Origin of the sequence: Xanthomonas hortorum pv. pelargonii (assembly GCF_024499015.1) — a bacterium.
In the GTDB taxonomy this organism is placed as follows: Bacteria; Pseudomonadota; Gammaproteobacteria; order Xanthomonadales; family Xanthomonadaceae; genus Xanthomonas; species Xanthomonas hortorum_B.
Window position 1 is genome coordinate 4,385,058 of sequence record NZ_CP098604.1, and the last position, 22,160, is coordinate 4,407,217.

Annotated in this window: 16 protein-coding genes and 1 pseudogene; 12 read left to right on the forward strand and 5 right to left on the reverse strand. The window is 62.6% G+C overall.

Annotated features, from left to right (window positions below; translation table 11 throughout):
- Positions 1-28: 28 nt before the first annotated feature.
- A complete protein-coding gene (locus NDY25_RS18790) occupies positions 29-1,525 on the reverse strand; it encodes an aminotransferase class III-fold pyridoxal phosphate-dependent enzyme (protein WP_168958393.1) in 1,497 nt (498 codons plus the stop codon).
- A 121-nt stretch (positions 1,526-1,646) separates the two neighbouring features.
- On the opposite strand from NDY25_RS18790, the gene NDY25_RS18795 reads away from it, so the two are divergent.
- The 6 genes from NDY25_RS18795 (at position 1,647) to secF (ending at position 8,486) form a co-directional block, all read left to right on the forward strand.
- Positions 1,647-2,078 (forward strand): Lrp/AsnC family transcriptional regulator, encoded by a 432-nt coding sequence (locus NDY25_RS18795; RefSeq protein ID WP_006448917.1) that lies wholly within the window; start codon positions 1,647-1,649, stop codon positions 2,076-2,078.
- 529 nt (positions 2,079-2,607) lie between these two features.
- Complete coding sequence (queA, locus tag NDY25_RS18800) at positions 2,608-3,678, forward strand: tRNA preQ1(34) S-adenosylmethionine ribosyltransferase-isomerase QueA (protein ID WP_168958392.1); 1,071 nt, start codon at positions 2,608-2,610, stop codon at positions 3,676-3,678.
- An 81-nt stretch (positions 3,679-3,759) separates the two neighbouring features.
- Positions 3,760-4,905: a tRNA guanosine(34) transglycosylase Tgt gene (gene tgt, locus NDY25_RS18805; protein ID WP_168958391.1), complete on the forward strand. Its 1,146-nt coding sequence runs from the start codon at positions 3,760-3,762 to the stop codon at positions 4,903-4,905.
- 131 nt (positions 4,906-5,036) lie between these two features.
- Positions 5,037-5,390 carry a preprotein translocase subunit YajC gene (gene yajC, locus NDY25_RS18810; protein WP_006448914.1) on the forward strand — a complete coding sequence of 118 codons (354 nt, stop codon included), beginning with the start codon at positions 5,037-5,039 and terminating at the stop codon, positions 5,388-5,390.
- 191 nt (positions 5,391-5,581) lie between these two features.
- Entirely contained in the window at positions 5,582-7,426 is a 1,845-nt protein-coding gene (gene secD / locus NDY25_RS18815) for a protein translocase subunit SecD (RefSeq protein ID WP_043907395.1), read from the forward strand.
- 91 nt (positions 7,427-7,517) lie between these two features.
- Complete coding sequence (secF, locus tag NDY25_RS18820) at positions 7,518-8,486, forward strand: protein translocase subunit SecF (protein ID WP_168958390.1); 969 nt, start codon at positions 7,518-7,520, stop codon at positions 8,484-8,486.
- A gap of 471 nt (positions 8,487-8,957) precedes the next feature.
- Here the strand turns inward: secF and NDY25_RS18825 are convergent.
- Positions 8,958-10,065, reverse strand: a protein-coding gene (locus NDY25_RS18825) for an IS3 family transposase (RefSeq protein ID WP_256627624.1) whose coding sequence is annotated in 2 segments (ribosomal slippage) — positions 8,958-9,810 and positions 9,809-10,065 — 1,110 coding nt in all. Because the reading frame shifts where the segments join, the coding sequence is not laid out codon by codon here.
- Positions 10,066-10,112: 47 nt separating this feature from the next.
- On the opposite strand from NDY25_RS18825, the gene NDY25_RS18830 reads away from it, so the two are divergent.
- A complete protein-coding gene (locus NDY25_RS18830; protein WP_168957306.1) occupies positions 10,113-10,811 on the forward strand; it encodes a hypothetical protein in 699 nt (232 codons plus the stop codon).
- Positions 10,812-10,878: 67 nt separating this feature from the next.
- Positions 10,879-11,337: a hypothetical protein gene (locus tag NDY25_RS18835; protein WP_029819656.1), complete on the forward strand. Its 459-nt coding sequence runs from the start codon at positions 10,879-10,881 to the stop codon at positions 11,335-11,337.
- Between the two features lie 109 nt (positions 11,338-11,446).
- On the opposite strand, the gene NDY25_RS18840 is transcribed toward NDY25_RS18835, so the two are convergent.
- On the reverse strand, positions 11,447-11,671 hold the full coding sequence (locus NDY25_RS18840) for a SymE family type I addiction module toxin (RefSeq protein WP_080640084.1): 225 nt from the start codon (positions 11,669-11,671) through the stop codon (positions 11,447-11,449).
- Positions 11,672-12,287: 616 nt separating this feature from the next.
- On the opposite strand from NDY25_RS18840, the gene NDY25_RS18845 reads away from it, so the two are divergent.
- The 4 genes and pseudogenes from NDY25_RS18845 to NDY25_RS18860 all read left to right on the forward strand — a co-directional run bounded on the left by NDY25_RS18845 (position 12,288) and on the right by NDY25_RS18860 (position 18,584).
- The gene (locus tag NDY25_RS18845; RefSeq protein ID WP_154844714.1) at positions 12,288-12,929 is read left to right on the forward strand and encodes a DUF1629 domain-containing protein; all 642 of its coding nucleotides are present in this window, start codon (positions 12,288-12,290) and stop codon (positions 12,927-12,929) included.
- A 331-nt stretch (positions 12,930-13,260) separates the two neighbouring features.
- Entirely contained in the window at positions 13,261-13,857 is a 597-nt protein-coding gene (locus NDY25_RS18850) for a DUF1629 domain-containing protein (RefSeq protein ID WP_154845064.1), read from the forward strand.
- Positions 13,858-13,886: 29 nt separating this feature from the next.
- Positions 13,887-17,893: pseudogene (locus NDY25_RS18855) on the forward strand (hypothetical protein).
- A 40-nt stretch (positions 17,894-17,933) separates the two neighbouring features.
- A complete protein-coding gene (locus tag NDY25_RS18860) occupies positions 17,934-18,584 on the forward strand; it encodes a hypothetical protein (protein ID WP_168957307.1) in 651 nt (216 codons plus the stop codon).
- 237 nt (positions 18,585-18,821) lie between these two features.
- Here the strand turns inward: NDY25_RS18860 and NDY25_RS18865 are convergent, their stop codons facing one another.
- Together NDY25_RS18865 and NDY25_RS18870 are read right to left on the reverse strand one after the other, a co-directional pair.
- Entirely contained in the window at positions 18,822-20,099 is a 1,278-nt protein-coding gene (locus tag NDY25_RS18865; RefSeq protein WP_168957308.1) for a carbohydrate porin, read from the reverse strand.
- Between the two features lie 185 nt (positions 20,100-20,284).
- A complete protein-coding gene (locus tag NDY25_RS18870) occupies positions 20,285-22,027 on the reverse strand; it encodes a PTS fructose transporter subunit IIC (protein WP_168957309.1) in 1,743 nt (580 codons plus the stop codon).
- Between the last annotated feature and the right edge of the window lie 133 nt (positions 22,028-22,160).

Sequence of the window (22,160 nt, forward strand, 5' to 3'; positions counted from 1 at the left end):
TTTCAGGCGTTGAGAGAGATGTGCAGCCTCAGGCGGCCTCGGCCTGCACCTGGCGCGGGCCTTCCTTGAGCGCACGCGCGATCAAGCCGACCAATAGATCGAGCTCGTCTTCGTCCATGGCAAAGTGCGGCGTAAAGCGCAGCGAATTCTCGCCGCCGTGGATCACGTTGACACCGCGGTGGCGCAGCCATTCCTCGGTGGACCCGGCGCCGTAACACTTGAACTGCGGTGCCAGCTCGCAGGAAAACAGCAAGCCGGTGCCCTGCACCTTGGTGATCAAGCCGCCCAACTCGGACTGCAAGGCTTCCAGCTTGGCGATCGCCTGCGCACCGCGGCTGCGGATGTTGGCGCGCACCTGCGGAGTGAACAACGCCAGCGTGGCGCAGGCCACATCGAGCGCGCGCGGATTGGTGGTCATAGTGTTGCCGTAGGTGCCCTTGCGATACACCTGCGCGGCGTGTTCGGTCACGGCCAGCACCGACAGCGGGTACTGCGCGGCGTTGAGCGCCTTGGAATAGGTTTCCAGGTCGGGCGGGTCGAGCTGTTCGAAGCCGGGGTAGTCCACCACAGACAGCACGCCGTGCGCACGCAGGCCGGCCTGGATCGAATCCACCAGCAGCAGGCTGCCGTGCAGGCGGGTCAACTCGCGCGCCGCGGCGTAGAACGCGGCCGGCAATGCGCGGCCCGGGTCGCCTTCTCCCATCACCGGCTCCAGGAACACCGCCTCGATAAACCAGTGATTGCGCGCGGCCTCGTCGAAGGCGCGCTGCAGCGCCGCCACGTCGTACGGCGCGATCGCGATCACCGAATCTTCGTCGCGGTAGCTGGCCAGGTACTTGGTGTAGGTCTTGCGGCTGGAATCGGAATACAGGCCGGGGCGATCGGTGCGGCCATGGAAGCTACCCTTGACCACCACGCGCTTGATGCTGGCACCGGCATGCCGGGCGCCCGGGTCGGTGTGCAGCTTGGCGTTGGTGTCGACGATGCGTGCGGCCAGGCCGACCGCTTCGGAACCGGAGTTGAGACACATGAAGCGCGCAAACGGACAGCCGCCACGGGTATGCCCGATCTCCGCGCGCAGGGCGCAGTCGAGCCGGCGCTGCGCCAGGCTGGGCGTCATCACGTTGGCCATCACCTGCGGGCGTGCCATCGCCTCGAGCACCGGCGCGGGGGTGTGGCCGAAGCCGAGCATGCCGTAGCCGCCGGCGTCGTACAGCACCGCGCCCTTGAGCGTGATCACCCACGGTCCGCGCGCGGCCAGCGCTACATACGGGGTCACCGCATCGTCGGCATAGAAGTTGATGAAGCCGTCCTGCACCGCGCCGATCTGTGCGTCTTCGTCCAGATCCAGCAGGTCGGCGACCTCTTCGCGCACCAGCGCGTATTCGGCGGCGGCCGCATCGATGGCCTGGGCGAGATCGTCGTGGGTGCTGGCCAGGCGCACGATGCTGGCATCGTCCAGGCCATCGGTCAGGCGGCGGCCGGCATGGGCACGCAGCGGGGCGAGCGGGGCAAGGACGGACATGGCGCATCTCCTACAAGGTGGCGTTTCCTTTCTATTATCGGCAGAAGATCGGCGTTTGGCAGCGTGAATCCGGGCAGGAAGTCGGGTATTTTCGTCGAATCGACGAACCATTTGGGCAAAAGTGAAAATCACTCCCTCCGACGAACGCCTGCTGTCGCTGTTGCGCGAGGACGCACGCGCCTCCACCGCGCAGATCGCGCGCCGGCTCGGGCTGTCGCGCACCACCGTGCAGAGCCGCATCGAAAAACTCGAACGCGACGGCGTGATCAGCGGCTACACCGTGCGCACCCACGACGCCTACGAACAGGGCCGTATCCGCGCGCATATTTTGATCACTGTGCTGCCCAAGAAGATGCCGGCCGTGGTCAAGGCACTGCGCGACATCCCCGAGGTGCGCCTGCTGCACTCGGTCAGCGGCGCCTACGACCTGATCGCCCTGGGCGTGGTCGGCGGCGTCAACGAGATGGACGTGCTCACCGACGCAATCGGCGCCATTGACGGCGTGGAGCGCACGACGACGTCGATCATTTTGTCGACGAAGTTTGAGCGGTGAGGGGGAGTCAGGAGTGGGGATTAGAAAATCGGGATTGGGATCTGGGATGGATAGTGAGCAATGAATCGGCGGCGAGCAAAGCCCCTCTCCCCTCGGGAGAGGGGTTGGGGTGAGGGTACGGGGCGAAGCCCGCGTGCGCTCAAACTCCAACAGCGCTTCGCCCGCACCCTCATCCGGCGCTACGCGCTCCCTTCTCCCGATGGGAGAAGGGAGCAGGTCGCAGCTCTGGTGATTAACGCCCCTCTCCCGCTGGGGGTGAGAAAGCACGGTTTGCGCGTCACTGGCGCGCATGCCTTGGAGCGCCCGCGCCGCAAGCGCTGGCCGGGCAGGGCCGCGGAGCGGGGGAGGGTACGAACGGGTATAGGGCGAAGCCATCGCCTACCAGTCGACGATTCACCTCTACTGGCGCGTGGCGACGCGTTTGCCATGGCCGACTCCTGAATTTGCTCGCGGCGCCTCCCGCCGGGAGAAGGATGTCCCCAGCATGTCCCGCTAAACTAGCGCCCCCAATCGCTGCACCGCCCAACCTTTGAAGAAGTCCGATTTCAACTATTCGCTACCCGACGAGCTGATCGCCCAGGCGCCGCTGGCCGAGCGCGCGGCCAGCCGCTTGCTGGTGGTGGTGCCGTCGCCGCAGGCGCTGGTCGACCGCCAGGTGCGCGATCTGCCCGAGCTGCTGCAGCCGGGCGATCTGCTGATCTTCAACGACACCCGGGTGATCCCGGCGCGCCTGTTCGGGCAGAAGGCCAGTGGCGGGCGGGTGGAAATTTTGATCGAGCGCCTGCTTGGCGAGCGCGAGGCGCGCGTGCAGATCGGCGCCAGCAAGTCGCCCAAGGCCGGCAGCCTGATCGCGCTCGATGCCGGTGGGCAGGCCGAGGTGCTGGGCCGCGATGGCGAGTTCTATCTGCTGCGTTTCGATATACCGTCGCCGCTGCAGCAGTGGCTGCCGGAGGCCGGGCAACTGCCGCTACCGCCGTACATCCGCCGCGAGCCGGGTGTGGAAGACCGCGAGCGCTACCAGACCGTGTTCGCACGTGAAGTTGGTGCGGTGGCCGCGCCCACTGCCGGCCTGCATTTCGACGAGGCCCTGTTGGCGCAGCTGCGCGAGCGCGGGGTGGAGTTCGGCCACGTCACCTTGCATGTGGGCGCCGGCACCTTCCAGCCGGTGCGCGTGGATGCGCTGGACCAGCATGTGATGCATAAGGAGTGGCTCAACGTCGGTGCCGCACTGGTCGAGCAGGTGCGGCGCACGCGCGCACGCGGCGGCCGCGTCATTGCGGTGGGAACCACGGTGGTGCGCTCGCTGGAAAGCGCCTGGCGTAAAACCGATGCTGCGCCCGATGGCGAACTGCTGCCATTTGCCGGCGAAACCCAGATCTTCATCCTGCCCGGCTACCGCATCCGCAGCGTCGATGCGATGGTCACCAACTTCCATCTGCCCGAAAGCACGCTGCTGATGATGGTCTCGGCCTTCGCCGGCCGCGAGCGCATCTTCGCCGCCTATCAACACGCCATCGCGCAGCGCTATCGCTTCTTTTCGTACGGCGATGCGATGTTGCTGTGGGGCAGAGAATGGGGAATCGGGAATGGGGAATCGTAAGGCAGTACCCGCCACGCGTTCCGACATTCGCCAACCGCTTCTCCGATTCTCCACTCCCGATTCCCCATTCCCGGCCTTTCAATGTCCCGACTTCAGTTCCAGCTTCAAGCCACCGACGGCCATGCGCGGCGCGGCCGTCTGACCTTTCCGCGCGGCACGGTGGAAACGCCGGCGTTCATGCCGGTGGGCACCTATGGCTCGGTCAAGGGCATCCTGCCGGAGCAGATCCGCGCGCTGGGTGCGGAGATCATCCTGGGCAACACCTTCCATCTGTATCTGCGCCCGGGTCTGGATGTGATCGGCGATCACGGCGGGCTGCACGGGTTCGCGCGCTGGGACGGACCGATCCTCACCGATTCGGGCGGATTTCAGGTGTTTTCGCTGGCGCATCGCCGCAAGATCACCGAGCAGGGCGTGACCTTCTCCTCGCCCACCGATGGCGCCCGCGTATTCCTGGGCCCCGAAGAAAGCATGCAGATCCAGAAGGTGCTCGATTCGGACATCGTGATGATCTTCGACGAGTGCACGCCGTACCCGGCCACCGAAGAGGTGGCACGGCGCTCGATGGAGTTGAGCCTGCGTTGGGCGCAACGCTCGCGCGAGGCGCATGACGTGCTGGGCAACGATGCAGCGCTGTTCGGCATCGTGCAGGGCGGGGTGCATCCGGACCTGCGCAGCCGTTCGCTGGATGGGCTGCAAGGTATCGGCTTCGACGGCTATGCCATCGGCGGGCTGGCGGTCGGCGAGCCGGAGCATGAGCGCAATGCGATGCTCGAACACCTGCATCCGCGCCTGCCGGCCGAGCGCCCGCGCTACCTGATGGGCGTGGGCCGCCCCGAGGATCTGGTCGAAGGCGTGGCGCGTGGTGTGGACATGTTCGACTGCGTGATGCCTACCCGCAACGCGCGCAACGGCCACTATTTCACCTCGTTCGGTACCGTGCGCATCCGCAACGCCAAGTACGAGCGCGACCTGGACACCATCGAGCCGGGCTGCGGGTGTCACGCCTGCAGCAGCGGCTACACGCGCTCCTACCTGCGCCATCTGGACCGCTGCAACGAGATGCTGGCGCCGATGCTGGGCACCCTGCACAACCTCTGGTACTACGAGAAATTGATGGCCGACCTGCGCGCGGCGATCGCCTCGGGAACCTTTGTGGAGTTCCGGCGGTCCTTCTATGCGGCACGCGGCGCCATCACGCCGCCGTTGCCGGGGGAAACCAGCTGAAACCGGCCGTCCGCGCCCTTGCGCGGACGGTTGGGAACCTGCATGGCATAATTCCCGGCTGTTCCGCTTCGGCGGTACCTGAATAGCGAGCGGGCCGGTTGGCGCGCTGGCACTAAACTAGGATGCATTGAATGAATCTGCTCGATTTCCTGATCCCCGTCGCCCAGGCGCAGGCCACCGGTGGCGCGCCGGCCGCCGGCCCGATGGGAAGCCTGTCCACCTTCGCGTTGCCGATCATCCTGATCGCGGTCATGTATTTTTTGATGATCCGCCCGCAGATGAAGCGCCAGAAGGAACACAAGTCGCTGCTGGAGAAGCTCTCGCGCGGCGATGAAGTGATCACCTCCGGCGGCGTTGCCGGCGTGATCAGCGACATCGGCGACAACTTCATCACCGTGGAAGTGGCCGACAACGTGCGCATCCGCGTGCAGAAGAGTGCCGTGGGCCATGTGCTGCCCAAGGGCACGCTGAAGTCCGCCAGCTAAGAGCGGCTCCAAAACTACTGCGCGCACCGTCAGGCGGGCGCAGTCGGTGCCGGGAACCGGTGGGTCGCAATACTCCCGTCCCGGCACCGCCCGCATCCACCTGACGATTGCTCGCGACCTTGTGTTGGCCGCTTGAAGTCGTTCTCACTGCTAGGCGCGTCGCCGGGATGGTGTCGCGCGGGACTGTCGCAATGCTCGAATTTCCTCGCTGGAAGTATTTCCTGATCCTGCTGGTGCTGGCGGTCAGCGCGCTGTACGCGTTGCCCAACATCTACCAGAAAGACCCGTCCGTGCAGATCACCGCCAGCCGCGGTGCCCAACTCGACGACGCATTGCGTAGCCGCATCGACGCCGACCTCAAGAGCGCCGGCATCACGCCCAAGGCCGTCACCAAGGAAGGCGAGAGCCTGATGGTGCGTCTGCCCAACCTGCAGGCTCAGACCCGCGCCAACGACGTGCTACGCCAGCAACTGGGCGAGAACTACACGGTGGCGCTGAACCTGGCCTCGACCGTGCCGGACTGGCTGGCCAAGCTTGGCGGCCGGCCGATGGTGCTGGGCCTGGATCTGGTCGGTGGCGTGCATTTCGCCATGCAGGTGGATCAGAAGGCCGCGCTGGAAAAGCGCCTGGACGGCTTTGCCGAAGACATCCGCACCACCTTGCGCGATGGCCGCATCGCCTATCGCTCGGTCGAGCGTCGCGGCGACAACAGCATCCAGGTCAGCCTGAGCGAGGGCGCCAGCGCCGATGCCGCGCGTACCGCGCTGGCCAAGGCGCAGCCAACGCTGACCTATGACGTCAGTGGCCAGAACATCGCAGTGAAGGTCCCCGAGGCCGAACTCAAGCAGATCGCCAGCGGCGCGATCGAACAGAACCTCACCACCTTGCGCAATCGTGTCAACGCGCTGGGCGTGTCCGAACCGACCATCCAGCGCCAGGGCGAAGACCGCATCGTGGTCGAATTGCCGGGCCTGCAGGACACCGCCGAGGCCAAGCGCCTGATCGGTGCCACGGCCTCGCTGGAGTTCCGCGCGGTGGTCGAAGGCAATGCCGAAGACGCAGTGCGCAGCGGCACCATTCCGCCGGAAGCCAAGGTCTACCGGCTGCGCGACAGCAATGCGCCGGTGTTGCTCAACAAGCGCGCGCTGGTGACTGGTGATCAGATGGTCAGTGCCAGCGTCAGCAACGACCAGAACGGCATGCCGGCGGTGGCGGTGACGCTCAACAACGTCGCCGGCCAGCGCATGCTCGACTACACCAGCGCCAATGTCGGCAAGCTGATGTCGGTGGTCTACATCGAGCGCATTCCCACCGTGACCATGGTCGACGGCAAGGAAGTGCGCAGCGTGCGGGTCAAGGAAGAAGCGCTGTCGCCGACCCGCATCGCCGGCGTGTTCGGCAAGAATTTCCAGACCACCGGTCTGGAAAAGACCGAAGCCGAGAACCTGGCCAAACTGCTGAAATCCGGCTCACTGGCCGCGCCGATGGATTTCGTCGAGGAATACGTGATCGGCCCGAGCCTTGGTGCGGAGAACGTGGAGCGCGGCGTCACTGCGGTGGTGTTCTCGTTCGTGTTCACCCTGGTGTTCTTCACCATTTACTACCGCATGTTCGGCGCGATCACCTCGGCGGCGCTGCTGTTCAACCTGCTGATCGTGATCGCGGTGATGTCGCTGTTCGGCGCCACCATGACGTTGCCGGGCTTTGCCGGTCTGGCGTTGTCGGTCGGCCTGTCGGTGGACGCCAACGTGCTGATCAACGAGCGTATCCGCGAGGAATTACGTCTCGGCGTGCCGCCCAAGTCGGCGATCGTTGCCGGTTACGAGAAGGCCGGTGGCACCATCCTCGACGCCAACCTGACCGGGTTGATCGTCGGCGTGGCGCTGTACGCGTTCGGCACCGGCCCGCTGAAGGGTTTCGCGCTGACCATGATCATCGGTATTTTCGCCTCGATGTTCACTGCGATCACCGTATCGCGCGCGCTGGCGGTGCTGATCTATGGCAGCCGCAAGAAGCTGAAGTCTGTCGCTATTTAATGCGAGTCCCTCGCAAGAGCCCGCAGGTAAAATGCGAGTCCCTCGCAAGAGCCCGCACATCCATGTGCGGACTTTCCAGGAAAATCTTTGAATGAAAATTTTTCCGCTTCATCTGATCCCGAACGACACCAAGATCGATTTCATGCGCCTGCGCAAGCCGGTGCTGATCTTGATGCTGGTGCTCGCCATTGCTTCGGTCGGCATCATCATCGGCAAGGGCTTCAACTACGCACTGGAATTCACTGGCGGCACCTTGGTGCAGACCTCGTTCCAGAAGACGGTGGACGTGGACCAGGTGCGCGAGCAGCTGGCCAAGGCCGGCTTCGAAAATGCCCAGGTGCAGAACGCACGCGGCGGCAACGAGGTGATGATTCGCCTGCAGGCGCGCGAGCAGCACAACAACCGCGACGATGCCGCCACCACCGTCGCCGAAGAAGTGCGCAAGGCCGTCAGCACCGCGCAGAACCCCGCCACCGTGCAGCCGGGCGAATTCGTCGGCCCGCAGGTCGGCAAGGATCTGGCCTTGAACGGCGTGTACGCCACGGTGTTCATGCTGGTGGGCTTTCTGATCTACATCGCGTTCCGCTTCGAGTGGAAGTTCGCGGTGGTCGCCAGCCTGACTGCGTTGTTCGACCTGCTGGTGACGGTGGCCTTCGTGTCGCTGACCGGCCGCGAGTTCGATCTGACGGTGCTGGCCGGCCTGTTGTCGGTGATGGGCTTTGCGATCAACGACATCATCGTGGTGTTCGACCGCGTGCGCGAAAACTTCCGTGCGCTGCGCGTGGAGCCGCTGGAAGTGCTGAACCGCTCGATCAACCAGACGCTGTCGCGCACGGTGATCACCGCGGTGATGTTCTTCCTGTCGGCGCTGGCCCTGTACATCTACGGGGGCGAGTCGATGGAAGGCCTGGCCGAGACGCACATGATCGGCGCGGTGATCGTGGTGATCTCCTCGATCATCGTCGCAGTGCCGATGCTGAGCATCGGGCCGTTCGCGGTGACCAAGCAGGATCTGCTGCCAAAGGCCAAGGATGTGGAGGCGCTGGCGCGTCGTCCTTGATCGGTTGGCAAAAGGTGTGACGAAAAAACCGCGCATTGCGCGGTTTTTTCGTTTCTGGCGTTGGACGTCGTGACTGCATGGTTGTGCACTGTGACGCCACTACTCAAGATCTTGAATACTAGGGATTTCGTCGGACACGTGATGCCGATCGATACGCAGTACGTTGCGGTAGAGAGCCGCTGGCCAGGATGAAGCGCCGTGCCCAACTGAGACACGCCTGCTTGGTGCGCAGGCTGTAGTGCCGAACGCGCAAGCGGTCGCGCACTCGATCAAGCAGCCGCGTCGGCGGACTTGCTGTTACGCCATTGTTTTTGGGGGTGTATTTCATACGCCTGCGTCCTTGCTGGATGAGGCTGGAAGCCCCGCAATGGTAGAGTCCGCTCGCCATCGTGTAATCCCGTGATCGCGGCTAGGATTTCCCCATTTACAAAGCGCCAGCGATCGAAGATATTCCTGTCGACTCCCCGTAATTCAATGCCAGCCAAAATTAGAGGTCTGCGGTTGATGTTGATCACGGAACTCGGCGGGCGTTAGCCCGCCCAGGCTGTCGTGCGGGATCTGCTGGTTGTAGTCGGCCAGCCAGTGTTCGGTCTGTTCGCGAACCTCGCTCAGCGTGCGGAAGAGATGCATGTCCAGCACGCCGCGCCGGTAGCTGCCGTTGAAGCGTTCGATAAAACCGTTTTGCATTGGACGCCCCGGCTCGATGAAGTCCAAGGCGATGCCTTTGCGCTCGGCCCACTCGGCCAAGGCCAATGCGACAAACTCCGGGCCATTGTCCAAGCGAAGTTTGGCGGGGTAGCCGCGCCAGGCTGCGATGCGTTCCAAGGTGCGGATGACGCGGGCGGCCGGGAGATTCAAGTCCACTTCGATCGCCAAGGCTTCCCGACTGAAATCGTCGATGACATTGAACGTGCGGAAGCGTCGACCATCCCACAACGCATCGGACATGAAGTCGATCGACCATCCAGCATTGGGTCGCTCTCCGCATGCCAGCGGTTGTGGATGACGCGTCGGGACCCGGCGCCTGCTGCGACGACGTTGATTGAGTTTCATCAGGCAATACACGCGCCACACCCTTTTGTGATTCCACACATGTCCGCGACGGCGGATGATCTGAAAGAGCTTTCCAAAACCACGCTCGGGAAAACGCTCGGCCAATTCGGACAACAGCGCAATGACCTCCTCGTCGCGATCGGGACGACGCCGATAGCGCACTGTCGAGCGAGCCACGCCAACGACCGCACAGGCCCGGCGCTCGCTCCAGCCATGCTGCTCGACGAGCCAGGCAAGAAGCGGGCGTTTGTGCGCCGGGTCTACAGCTTTTTGCGATGACATCCTTCAATGCATGGTTTTCCATGGCGAGCTCGGCGTACATGCGTTTGAGCTTGCTGTGCTCGGTCTCCAGGTCGCGAAGGCGCTGCACATCGGCTGCCTCCATGCCACCGTACTTGGACTTCCAGACGTAGTACGTCGCATCGGAAATGCCCAGCTCACGGCACACATCCTTGACCTGGCGGCCGCCCTCAACCTGCTTCAGCGTGGCGACAATCTGGCTTTCGGTGAACTTGCTCTTGCGCATCGTTGGTCTCCTTGGTGGCTAGTGTGCCCGGAGACCTCTAGTTATGGATGGATCAATTTTACGGGGAGTCGACAACACCACCGCCACATGCCGTCCCGTTCAAGGGTGGTTTTGTCTATCGTCATATCGAGCAGCTTCCTCAGCAAGCGATCGTCCAAAAGCTTGCTCGCCTGCCATCTGGCCTTCGTGCGGCGGCCTCGCTTCTTGAGTCTGGATTCTTTCAAGAACAAGCCGCTCTACAACGATTGATCGATGAGATCGGAGAAGACGTCATTTTCCTGTCCATTCCGCTCATTTATGGCGGGGAGCAACCGGTCCATACTGAGTACCTGCAAGCTTTCTTTGCAGAAGAGTTTGATCCTGCGACAGGCTTACCTACTACTCAAGATCGTCCGATGGTCAGGCGCAAAAAGATTCGCGCCTACATTGCGCAGTCCCCAATAGCAACTCCTGATCCAAGTGGTCACATTGGCGCGTCAAGAACGCTCAGCAAGGCATACTCCGGCTATGTTCACGCCGCGTCACCTCAGATAATGGACATGTACGGTGGTGATCCGCCGCGATTCCACACCTCCGGAATGCTAGGTACGCCACGCGAGCCAGAACATCGTCAAGATATTGCAAACTACTTCTATCGTAGCGCTACTTCGTATGCTGTGGCTGCGCGTGCTTTTGGCAACCAACCTGTTTTCAATCGCCTCTTCGCTCTTTGCGTCAAATATGAAGCGACCATGGGGATCAGGTAGTGAGCCCTAACAATTCATTCAACCCGAAGCCGCTTCGCGGCTCGGCTTAATTCTGGTGTTAGGCGCCATGGACACAGATCGGGCATCCGCAGCAAAGAGCTATCAAGAGATCGCCAACCTGACGCTTGGCGGCTATCAGCTCATTGAGGCACTGCTAAAGACCTACTTGCGGAACTACTTCAGCATTGCCAAGCATCGCTTAGGTATCGACCTGCACTTCGGTTTCACAGGCAGCGACTACGACAACGCAGCGCTTGGTACGCTCCTGAAAGTCTTCGCTAAGACATGCTCAGACTCACAGCTTGTCAAAGACCTTCAGGCCGAGATTCCTCACCGAGACCACGTGGCCCATCAGGCGTCACTCGTGATGTTCAGGCGGCAGCCGTGCAGTTCTGAAGAACTTCAAGCACTTTCGGAAGAGCTTTCGATCCGCAGTGGTTCTATCTCTAGTCTTCTGACTCGCGTAAACAATGTGCACGATCTGCTCTTGGCGCCCTACCGCGGAAAACTTGGGCTTGGCGCCTAACAATTCATTCAAGCCGAACCCGCTTCGCGGGTCGGCTTAATTCAGGCGTTAGGCCCGTAAAAGCAGAATGCCGCAGACGGAAACTGATCCGTCTGCGGCATTGTTAGTATCACTCTTCGGCAATGATTGTGATGCCACGTTCAGTCACTTGCACTTGTGCTTTGTGGCCTACGGAAAATCCTGCCGCTTGCAACCAATCTCCGCTCAAACGCAAGAACGGTACCTGTCTCGGCAGGGTCCGGCGCTCTACATCTTTATGCTTGCTTTCGTAGACCTGATAGCCAACGGTTAAAAAACGCAGTTCCGGCTGCGCAGTCTTTCTCTTTACGGCCATAGTGGTGCTCCTAGCGGATTGTTGAGTTACGCCCCTGTTGAGAGGGCGACCGAGTACTTCAACACCGCCGCTAGACGGCCCCCAGCTTTCCCCGGCAAGCCGGGTCTTGTATGACTGGACGCTACTCGGCCATAGAAACTATGGGCGCAAAAGAAACCGCGTTTCAGTCGCGGGCACTGCTAGCGGAAGGTATGTTGAGTACCTTAAGTCAATTTAGCGCTCTACTGGCTTGCGGTCAACTGGTGGGCATGGGCCTAACAATTCGTTCAAGCCGACCCCACATCGTGGCAGCGCCAGCGTGCTTTACGCTACGCTAGCACGTACTCGCTGCCCCGCTGCGGGTCGGCTTAATTCAGGCGTTAGGCGGTGGTGGAGCAAAACACCTTGGCGTTCTACCTCGTCAGCTGCTTCAGCACGCACGGGGGGACGTCGGTTTCAAGATCATCATGAGATCGAGCAGCAGACGCTGAAGAACAAGTCGCACTTATCAACCCAGGCCTTCTGCCAAACTCCAGATTGGCTGACAGGAGTAGTTGAATGCCCATGCAGCCGATGATGGCGCTAGACTTCGGTCACAGCAATCCAAGGGTGTGAGCCTGTGGACGGGATGCAACACATGGAAACCAACATGACCAATCAGCCCAAAAAGGGCGAGTTTTTCGAGCTGCTGCCGGACGGCCGGCGTGGAGGAAAGGGCCACGGGGTGATCTTCGAAAATGAGCAGGCTCTTTTGACGCCGCCCCGGCTTATTTTGCAGCCGGACGAAGGAGGATTTCCTCCGTTGAGAGAGACGCCACTATTGATCTACAACCCCATGGAAGGGGCGTTACCTCAGGATCTAGAGGGAGGCTTCAGTGGCTACTGGCTGGTCTCCGAGCGGCTCCGCAAGGTGATGGAATCTGTGGATGCGGAGGCCTTCACCTTTGCTGATACTGACTATCGCTTGGCCGATGGTTCCAAAGGTCCGACCGTCTTCCTCTGCGATGTGGTTCGCACGTTAGATGCTTTGGATGAGGAAGCCTCGGAACTCGATATAAAAATCAGCGACGATTACGAGGCTGGAAAGTATTACAGCCTTGCGGGTGGTAGTCGCTTGGCTTTCAAGAGTGACGTGCTCGGAAATGCGCATGTATTTAAACTTCCGTTCAACGATGGCGTCTTTTGTGATTGGGTATTCAAGGAGGCGGCTGAGGCCGCCGGTATTGGCGCTAATGGAAATTCTGACGGGCTATGGCTCTACGACACGGTGAACTGCTGAGCGGAAACACTCACAAGGAAGCGATGATCTGCCATTTCTAACCAACGGATGCTTGGCGCAATCTGTAACTTGGCCAAGCCGACAGGAAGGTCACCGAGCGCCTGAAGTGAGCCGAAGTCTTTTGGGCATTAAGAGTGCTGGGCTAACTGATCATCGGTGGCCTGCAGAACGTCGGTCTTGCGGCTAGGTGGGCAGCCGCCGATGCTCCACTATCTAGGCGGGCAAGTTGAGGAGTTAAGCTGTTCACGTAAGTTGAGATCAAAGCACCAAAGATGAGGTGGAACGTATGCAATCAACAAGACCTAATCAGCCGACGCCGGGTGCCTTCTATATGTTCGTGTCGGACATGGAGAGCAACGGGCCGCGCTGCGGAGTGAGGTTCAACAATCTCCGCCAGCTGCTTTCGCCGCCGTGTGTGATCCTGCGTCCGCAAGAAGGCGGTTTCCCCTCGATGCTCGAGCAACCGCAGATGACTTATGACCCCATTGCAGGTCCGGAGCCTCGTGATCTGGAGCCAGGGTTCGGCGGTTATTGGTTGGTGTCTGAGCAACTCCATGACGTCATGTGCTTGGTTGATCCAAATGCCTTCGCATTCGCTGAGGTGGATTACCGTTTGGCCGATGGTATTAAGGGGCCGCGTCGCTTCTTATGCGACGTTGTTAGAGAGCTGGATGCCTTGGATGAAGGATTGTCGAGGCTTAAGATCAAGGTCAATGACGATTATGTGCGTGGGAAGTTCTATTCGTTGGGGGGCGGAGCCAGCCTTGCCTTCCGAAATGAAGTCTTGGGACAGTCGCATGTGTTCCGGTTGCCGTTCAACCCGTCTGTTTTTTGTGACCAGGTGTTTAAGGACGCGGTTCACGAAGCTGGAATACCTGACGTGGCAGAACTTAGCGGCATCTCTTTCATCGACGCATCGGATATCTGATCCAATCAGCTGACAAAGACGGACCCTAGATCATGGCAGGCAAGCCCCTCTTTCAGCAGCACCACGGCGTCGATCAGAAGTCATTTGAGATTGATCCTTTATTACAGGTGCTTGTCGACAACGGTCGGTTAAATAAGGATGCGGCCACTAATCTGATTAATTTGCCAAACGACAAGGCTCTTGCCCGTGCCATTGGGGTTACGCCACATACAGGACGCCATATCAAGGAATATTCCCTTGGTATGAAAGATGCCCTCGAAGACTTGGCGTCCACGAAAGACGGGCAGGCGATATTGCTCCAAAAGCCTGATCCTGATGCCTTAGATCGAGTTGCGCTTAAGGTTCAGCGATTGAGCGACACCGTGCAGGTTGCGCTGATCAATGGCGACTTGCGCACCAACAAAGCGCTGGGGCAAAAGATAGACCAAACTCGAGCTGTCACCCGGGCATTCTTCGGCGGCCCGGACGGCTACGCCGCCCAGAACGCGACGCAGTTGGATGCACACGCCCAGGCCAGTGCCAATGCACGCCAATGGGGCGGAGTGACACACAACGAAAGCCGTATCGTGTCCACGTTGCAGCACTTTCACAGCTCTGGACAGCCGCTGCTGGCTGGCGGCGACCTCGATCTTCAGCGCCATGGGCTATCCCAGGCCATCGCCGACGCTTACCACAATGGTCGCTTGACCATGTCACCCGGTGGCGTGGCTGTAGTGGAGAACACCTTGGGCGAGGAAGCCGCCAGACCTTTGCGAGTTCCTCGCGGTCAAAGCGGTGCCGCGTCCATGGAAGTGTTGCTCGGCAATGCCTCGGCCAGCACCCTGGTGCGTTCGGGTGGCTTGCTGGCGACGGGGGCAGACGCAGTTATTACTGCTCGCCGTTCGGCCGAGCTGCTGGAACAAGGCAACGCCACCGCCGCGCAATCCGAGGTCACCCATGCTTTGGCCCGCAACGCGGGCGGCTGGGCCGGTGGTGCGTCCACTGCGGTGGCGCTGGGCGGTAGCGGCTTCGTGCCTGCGGCCTTGGTTGTGGGCGACGCGCTGTTGATGAGCAAGGCGTTCGACAAAGGCGCCGACTTGCTGGACAACCGCGCCATCTACCACCAGACCGACAAGGCCGGGGTGGAGTGGCAGTTCAATGGGCGGGATTGGGAGCGCCAAGCCGCGTTCGACCTATCCAGTGGACATCCCACCCAGGAAGCGGTGGGTGCCAGCTACGCCAAATCCCAGGAACTGGGGGCCATGGCCAACGCCAAAGCCGCCGAGTTCGCGCTGGGCAAAGCGCCCCCGCCGCAGGACCCGTTCAACTTGCCTGCCCAGCCGGGTGACCGGATTGGGTTGGACAATCAAAATTGGCATCGCAATCCAGCCACAGAGACGTGGGAGCGCCAGGTTAAGACCGGCGTGGCGGGTGCGGATGATCGCGGCGTCTACCAGCCACAAATCGCAAGCGCGGAGCAGACACAACGCTTGAATCAGGAGGCTCTGGCCCGGATCGAGACCAACATAGGCACCGGCCGTGAGGCCATTGCGCAGGCCTACCTCGAAAGCCATGCCGCCCAGCGCGGGCAAGACTATGGGGTGGGCGTTCCTGCCGCCGTGGAAAGTGCTCTTGCCAAGCCGGATCGGGTGCAAGGCCACGATGGTCAGACCTACCAGCGCAACGAGTCAGGACAATGGGCCGGCAAGGATGGCGTCGCCAGCGGCAACCTGGCGGCGGAGCTGGAGCTCACCAACCAGATGCGCCAGTCTTCGCTGGAGCGCGCTCAGGAGACCCTGGCGGCGATTGAAGCGCGTCCGGCACCCACGGCCGCAGAGATGGAGCACAACGAGCTGCTGCACCGTTACCGGGCCGCAGGCGTTGATTTGAACGTCAACCCGCAGACCCAGCAGGCCGTGGAGCTGGCCGCGCAGCGGACCAGGGACGCCAACGGCATCACCGGGCCGACCATGCAGCAGTTGCAGCGCAACGAGGCTGGGCAATACGGCTATGACAGCCCCATCGCACACCTGCAGAAAGGGCCCGATGGCATCACACGCGTGGTGGCTGTGACCAGCAGCGATGACATTCGGCAGGCGCTGAGTGAGACGCAAGGCAATCGGCGAGAATCGCCGACCCTTGGGCGCGTGCTTGAGGGAACGGCAGACGCGGACACCTCGACCTCCGAGTCGTCCAATCCGCAGCAAGTGCTGGATATCCAGGCACGTATGCAAGCCTCTGTCGCGGCGCAGGCGCAGCAAGAACGCGAACAGCAAGATCGCCTCGCGCAAGAGCAACACACAGCGCAGGTGCGCGAGCACCTCCAGCAGGCACAGCCGGAGCACGAAGACAGGTCACAAAGCGAGCAAGCGCTCCAGGTGCACACAGCGCTGGAAGGTCAACGCCAAGCGGAGCAGCAACGCGAACAGGAAGAGCGCCAGGTGCAGGAGCGCCAAGCGCAGACCAGCCAACAGCGCGAACTGCAGGAACATGAGGAAAGGGACGTCCAGCAACGTCAGGCGCAAGAGCGCCAGGCTCAGGACAACCAAGAGCGCGAGCAGCAGCAATACCGCCAGGTTCAAGAAGCAACGCGAATTGAGGTCCAGGAACGTCAGGCTCAGCAAGCGCAGGGGCAGGACGAATTTCAGCAAGCCTCGCAGCAACCAGACACTCAGCGGAATGCTCAAGATGCCGCGCTGGCTCACCAAGTAACGAGTCCTCAGTCGCAACAGGAAAACGCGCGCCAGCGGCCAGAGACACAGAACCAACAGACAGGCGAAAATCTGGCGCACGACACACCTGACCCACTGAAGCAGACGCCCGGTCCAGGTGACGCGCAGCCGCATCAAGCACAAGAGGCAGAGCGCGCGCTGGAAATGCAGGCAATGGAGAGCCGCGCCGCCGCCCGCGTCCAGGTGTCTTCCTCCGAAGGCCCGGAGCAGGACAGCCAACCTTCCCAGAGCGTGCAGGCCGATGCGGGGCTGTCAGCGCTGTCTCGCCACGTGCAAACGCAGCAGGTTGAGATGGAGCAAGCGTCGGTCCGCCAGCAAGATATGGCGCGTGAGCAGGAGGCAGCGCCGGTTCGGGTCATGGCCCAAGCAACGCCTGCGACAGCAGAGCCGTTGATTGCATCGCAGTCCGCAGCGTCTAGCAATCCTGAGCAAGAAACGAAGTCAGAGCAGAACCGTCCTTCGGACATGTTTCTCGCTGAGCATGACGCGCCAGCGCTATCGCCTGCATACCTCGCGCAGGCATACGGGCAATCGCTGGGAGGTAGCGTAGAGAATCGCTTTCCCAAGGAGCCAGCAGACGCGGAAAACCAGCAGGCCCAATCGATCCCGGCCCAGGATCGCAGCGCCGCAGACCCGGGTGGCGCCCTGTTCTTGGAAGAGACCATGCGCTCGCTGCGCCAGCTGCAACAAGAGATTGAGGCGGCCGATCGGGAAGACGAACGCTTCCACCAGGAGTGGAAGGAGTATCGCGACCGTGGAGAACCCTATCCCTTCGTTCGCGACGACACACGAAGCGCGCAAGGCGCAAGCCTTGATGGGTTCCCGCAGCACGAGCAAGCACGACGCTCTCCCAGTGAAGCGGTCGGGCAAACCGATGCCTTCCCACCTCTAGCCCAGCGCTCCATCGGGTCAGGGGGAAGGGATGCGCCACACGACTCTTCGCAGCCTGAGCGGAAATCCATCACGGGCGACCCGGATGTGGACGAGGTGCTCTACGCGCTCGACAGCAAGAACGAGTTGGCGATTGAGCAGGCGCTAAATCGTGTGGCCAACAGCGCAGCAACCCAGGCGCTGTTGAAAAAAGGCAATGACTTCCTGGAGGCGCAGGCCCAGCAAGAGGCCCAAGAGCACGTCGCCACACGCCAGGCGCTTGGGATGGATGTCTCAGCGGAAATCAACACCAGCCGCGGGCCGGTGATGGTGATGACCTTGCCGGAGTTCGCCAAGGGGCCGATGCAGAGCGGTCCCCAAGGGGAGGTGGTGGTGGTGGAGACGGCGGTGGGGGCGGTGGAGGAGGCGGTGGTGGTGGAGGGGGCGGCGGTTAGTCAGAATCTCTTCCGTGACCAGCCACGTTTAGGAGACCTCATGGACAGGCAAGACGCTGCCGCAATGGCGGAAATGATGGCGACGTTGAACGCATCCAATGCGTCTTTGCAAGAGACCATCACGGTGCTGACGACGCTGATGGCATCCATGCAGCAGCGCGAACAACGGTTGCGCGATGTGGTCGCCGAGCAACTCCAAGTGCTGCAACGCGCGGCCAGCAGCGCCGATGCCAAGGTCAACCGGGTGCTTGAGAATGCATTGCCGAGGCTGACGCAGCTGACCAATCAGGCGTTGACGCAGACGCTGGAGCCAGCCGCCAAGCGATTCAACAAAGAAATGGCCACGGCGGACGAGACGTTGCAACAGGCCACCCGGCGTTACGCGCAAGCGCAGCAGACGTTGGAGACACGGATCACACGCCGCATGGGAATCGCATCCGCCACGATGCTCGTGGCGGGCGTGCTAGGGCTGGGGGCGGTGGCCTACTCGGTTGGCATCATCAACGAAAAGCGAACCGAACTCGCACAGCTTCGAGCTTCCATCGACTACCTGGATCGCGTGTCGCGTGCCGACCTAGCTCCCTGTGGCGAAGGCCGGCTCTGTGCCACCTTGGAGAAGAATGGGCCGCGTTACGGCAACCAAAGGCAATACAGAGCGATCAATCTGCGTGCGACATCAGATTCGCAATGATGCGACGTCGTCATTACAGTGACTGGCTTGCGCGCGACAGGGGCGGCCGAAAAAGCCACATCGCGTGCGGTCGCGCGACTACGCGGCTCATCGAACTCCGTCGGCTACCGGCAAATGCCCAGGCCAACCGAGTCGACGCCATGCGTTGCACTGCAGTCAGATGCAACGCACCCGCCACTCACTTCAGGCGGTGGTGCCCGCCAATGATGCGCGCAACGCGCGCAGCTTCTCGACGGGTCACAAGTTCCAGTCGATCCGCATGCCTGCAATCAGCGCATTCTTCAGATCGTTGGTGCGTGTCGGCTCGTTGAACTGGTCTGGGTTGATCACGTAATGCAGGTTCGGCGCGATGCGCAGGCGCTTGGTGACCTGGATGCCGTAGCTGAGCTCCATCATGATCTGGTTGTCGGCCGGGGTGCCGGTGCCGCCGGCCGAGGCGCGCGCCAGGCGCAGGTTTTCGATCGCCTCGTCGCTGTACTTCTGCTGGGTGATCACGAAGGCGATGTTGTCCTGCGGGCGGCTGGCGAAGGTGCCTTTCTGCACTAGGCCGAGCTGCACGAAGTGGTCTTCGATGGCCTGGCCGCCGGTGCTCTTGAGGATGGCTGCGAAGACGGTCAGGCCCTGGGTGCCGGACGGGTCCGGGTTGGTGACCTGCTGCTCGAAGCGGCCGAACAGGCCCGAGCGCCCCTGTTTGTTTTCATAGTCCAACCCGCTGAGCACGGCGGGGTTGCCGTTGCGGTCGCGCAGCGGGTCGGTGTAGTCGGAGTTGTCCTGCCAGCCGCCGAGTTCGTACATCGCGGCCATGCTGCCGTCGCCGCCCTTGTTCTTGTAGCCAACCGCGTACGGCACCACCACGCCGGTGGTGTCGTCGGTGCTCCACTTCAGGCCGTGCTGGCCGTCCTGGGCCTGCACCGGGTTCACTTCATAGGCGCCCACATGCACATAGACCTTGGGCGTGACCCAGGCGGTGGCGTGCGCGGCCCAGCTGGAGACCGGCCAATAGGTGAAGTTGCTGGTGCGGAACACGAAGGTGGGGTTGCCGCAGGCCGAGTTGCCCTGGAAGTACTGGCACAGGTCCGAGCCGAGGAAGTGGATGTTGGCCACGCTGCGGCCGGCTTCCAGTTCCAGGCGGTCATCGAAGAGTTTTTGCAGCAGGGTGAAGTTGGCCAGCCGCGTGCCCTGGCCGCCGTAGATTTCCTGCACCGAGGTGCTGTTGCCGATGCTGCTGTTGGACAGGTTGGTGCCGTGTCGGTTGGAGACGTACAGCTTAACGGTGGCGCCGCCCCAGCCGAACAGGCGGTCCATGTCGACGTCGGTGCCGACCATCAGCTGGCCTGCGTAGGCGTCGCCGTTCTTGCGGCCGCCGTCGATCATCGAGGCCGCTTCGCCGGTGTAACCCAGCTTGAGCTTGAAGGCATCGGCGGCATCCTGCGCGTAGGCGAGCGGGGTCAGCGCCAGTGCCAGCGACAGGCACAGCAGGCGGGGACGGGCATGGCGGGGGGCGAGGGCGGTCATGGCAGGACTCCGAACAAAGAGGGCGTGGCCGAGAAGGCGGACGCGACAGCTAAGGGATGGGCAAGCCGCTGGCCGCGCACGAAGGTGCGCAGCGCAGCGGTGAAACCAGTCAGGGGTGACGCAGATCAGCGATCAGATGCGCCGGATGCGCGGTGTGGAATCGGTCGGGGCAGGGCGGCCGAACGTCAGGCGACGACGTCGGCCACCGGCTTCTTGAGCAGGCGCAGCGCCACGGCGGTGACCACCACGCCGACCACCAGGGCCAGCACGTAATTGAGCAGGTGGGTCACTGCGTTGGGAATCAGCAGCACGAAGATGCCGCCATGCGGTGCCTTCAACTCGGCACCGGCGGTCATCGAAATGGCGCCGGCCACGGCCGAGCCGATCACCAGCGCCGGGATGGTGCGCAGCGGGTCGCGTGCGGCATACGGGATGGCGCCTTCGGTGACGAAGGCCAGCCCGAGCACGCCGGCAGCGGTGGCCGAGCCGCGTTCTTCGGCGGTGAAGCGGTTGCGGAACACCCAGGTGGCCAGCGCGATCCCCAGCGGCGGGGTCATGCCGGCCACCATGGCGGCCGCCATCGGGGTGTAGACCTGGCTGGCGATCAGGCCGGTGGAGAACGCATAGGCGGCCTTGTTGACCGGCCCGCCCATGTCGAAGGCCATCATGCCGCCGAGCAACAGGCCCAGCAGCAACGCGCTGCTGCCCTGCATGCCGCGCAGCCAGGCGGTGAGCCAGGCCAGCAGGTCGGCCACCGGTTGGCCGAACACGTACATCATCGCCAGGCCCACCAGCAGCGTCCCCAGCACCGGCAGGATCAGCACCGGCTTGAGCCCTTCTAGATTGCGCGGCAGGCGGATGTACCGGTTGAGCGCGGCCACACCGTAGCCGGCGATGAAGCCGGCAATGATGCCGCCGAGGAAACCGGCATTGAGATTGGCCGCGACCAGCCCGCCGATCATGCCCGGCGCGATGCCGGGGCGGTCGGCGATGGAGTAGGCGATGTAGCCGGCCAGGGCCGGCACCATCAAGGTGAAGCCGGCCTTGGCGCCGATCTGGAACAACGACCAGGCCAGCGTGCCCTGGTGCGCGTCGTCGCCGGCGTAGATGCCGCCCAGCGCAAACGCCAGCGCGATCAACAAGCCGCCGGCAGTGACGAACGGCAGCATGAACGACACGCCGGTCATCAGGTGCTTGTAGGCACCGGTGCGGGCATTGCCCTTGGCGTCCGATGTGGCGCTGGCGCCCGCAACCGGAGCTGCGCCGCCATGCACGCCGGCCTCGGCCAAGGCCTTCTGGATCAGCGCCGGGCCATCGTTGATGGCCGGCTTGGTACCGCTCTTGAACAGCCGCTTGCCGCCGAAACGGGCCAGGTCCACTTCGCGGTCGGCGGCGATGATGACCACGTCGGCCGCGCGGATTTCCTCGTCGGTCAATGCGTCCTGCGCGCCCACCGAGCCCTGGGTTTCCACGCGCATCTGGTAGCCGAGTTTCTTGGCCGCTTGTTGCAGGCCTTCGGCGGCCATGAAGGTGTGCGCGATGCCGGTGGGGCAGGAGGTAATGGCGACGATGCGCTTGCTGCCTGCGCCGGATGCGTCGGTCGTTGCCGATGTACTGGCTGGTGCGGTGGTGGCAGCGAGCTGGCTGACGGCGGCGGCCGGGTCGTCCAGTACCGCGCCCAGGCTCAGATGCAGCAGTTGCGCGTCGCCGAAACGCGCGGTGTCGGCATCGGCATCGCCGACGATCAGGACGTGCGCGGCGCTGTTGGTCAGCTCGGTCGGCAATGCGCCGAGCACGCCCTGGTCGCTGCGGATTTCGATCGTCACGCTGCGCCCGGCGGCGGTGGCCGCGCGGCGCAGCGCTTCGGCCGCCAGAACGGCTTCGGTACTGCGTTCGCCGGCGGCGATGACCACGATGGAAGAGGACATGGCAAAACTCCTGCTGTATTGCGGTCGCCGGTGAGGCCGGCGGGGGGAATGTGGGCGTTACGCGTGCGGGTGACGCGTGCCGGAATGACGGCAGCCGGAATGACGCGCGCAGACCTGCGTGCCGGTCGCCGGC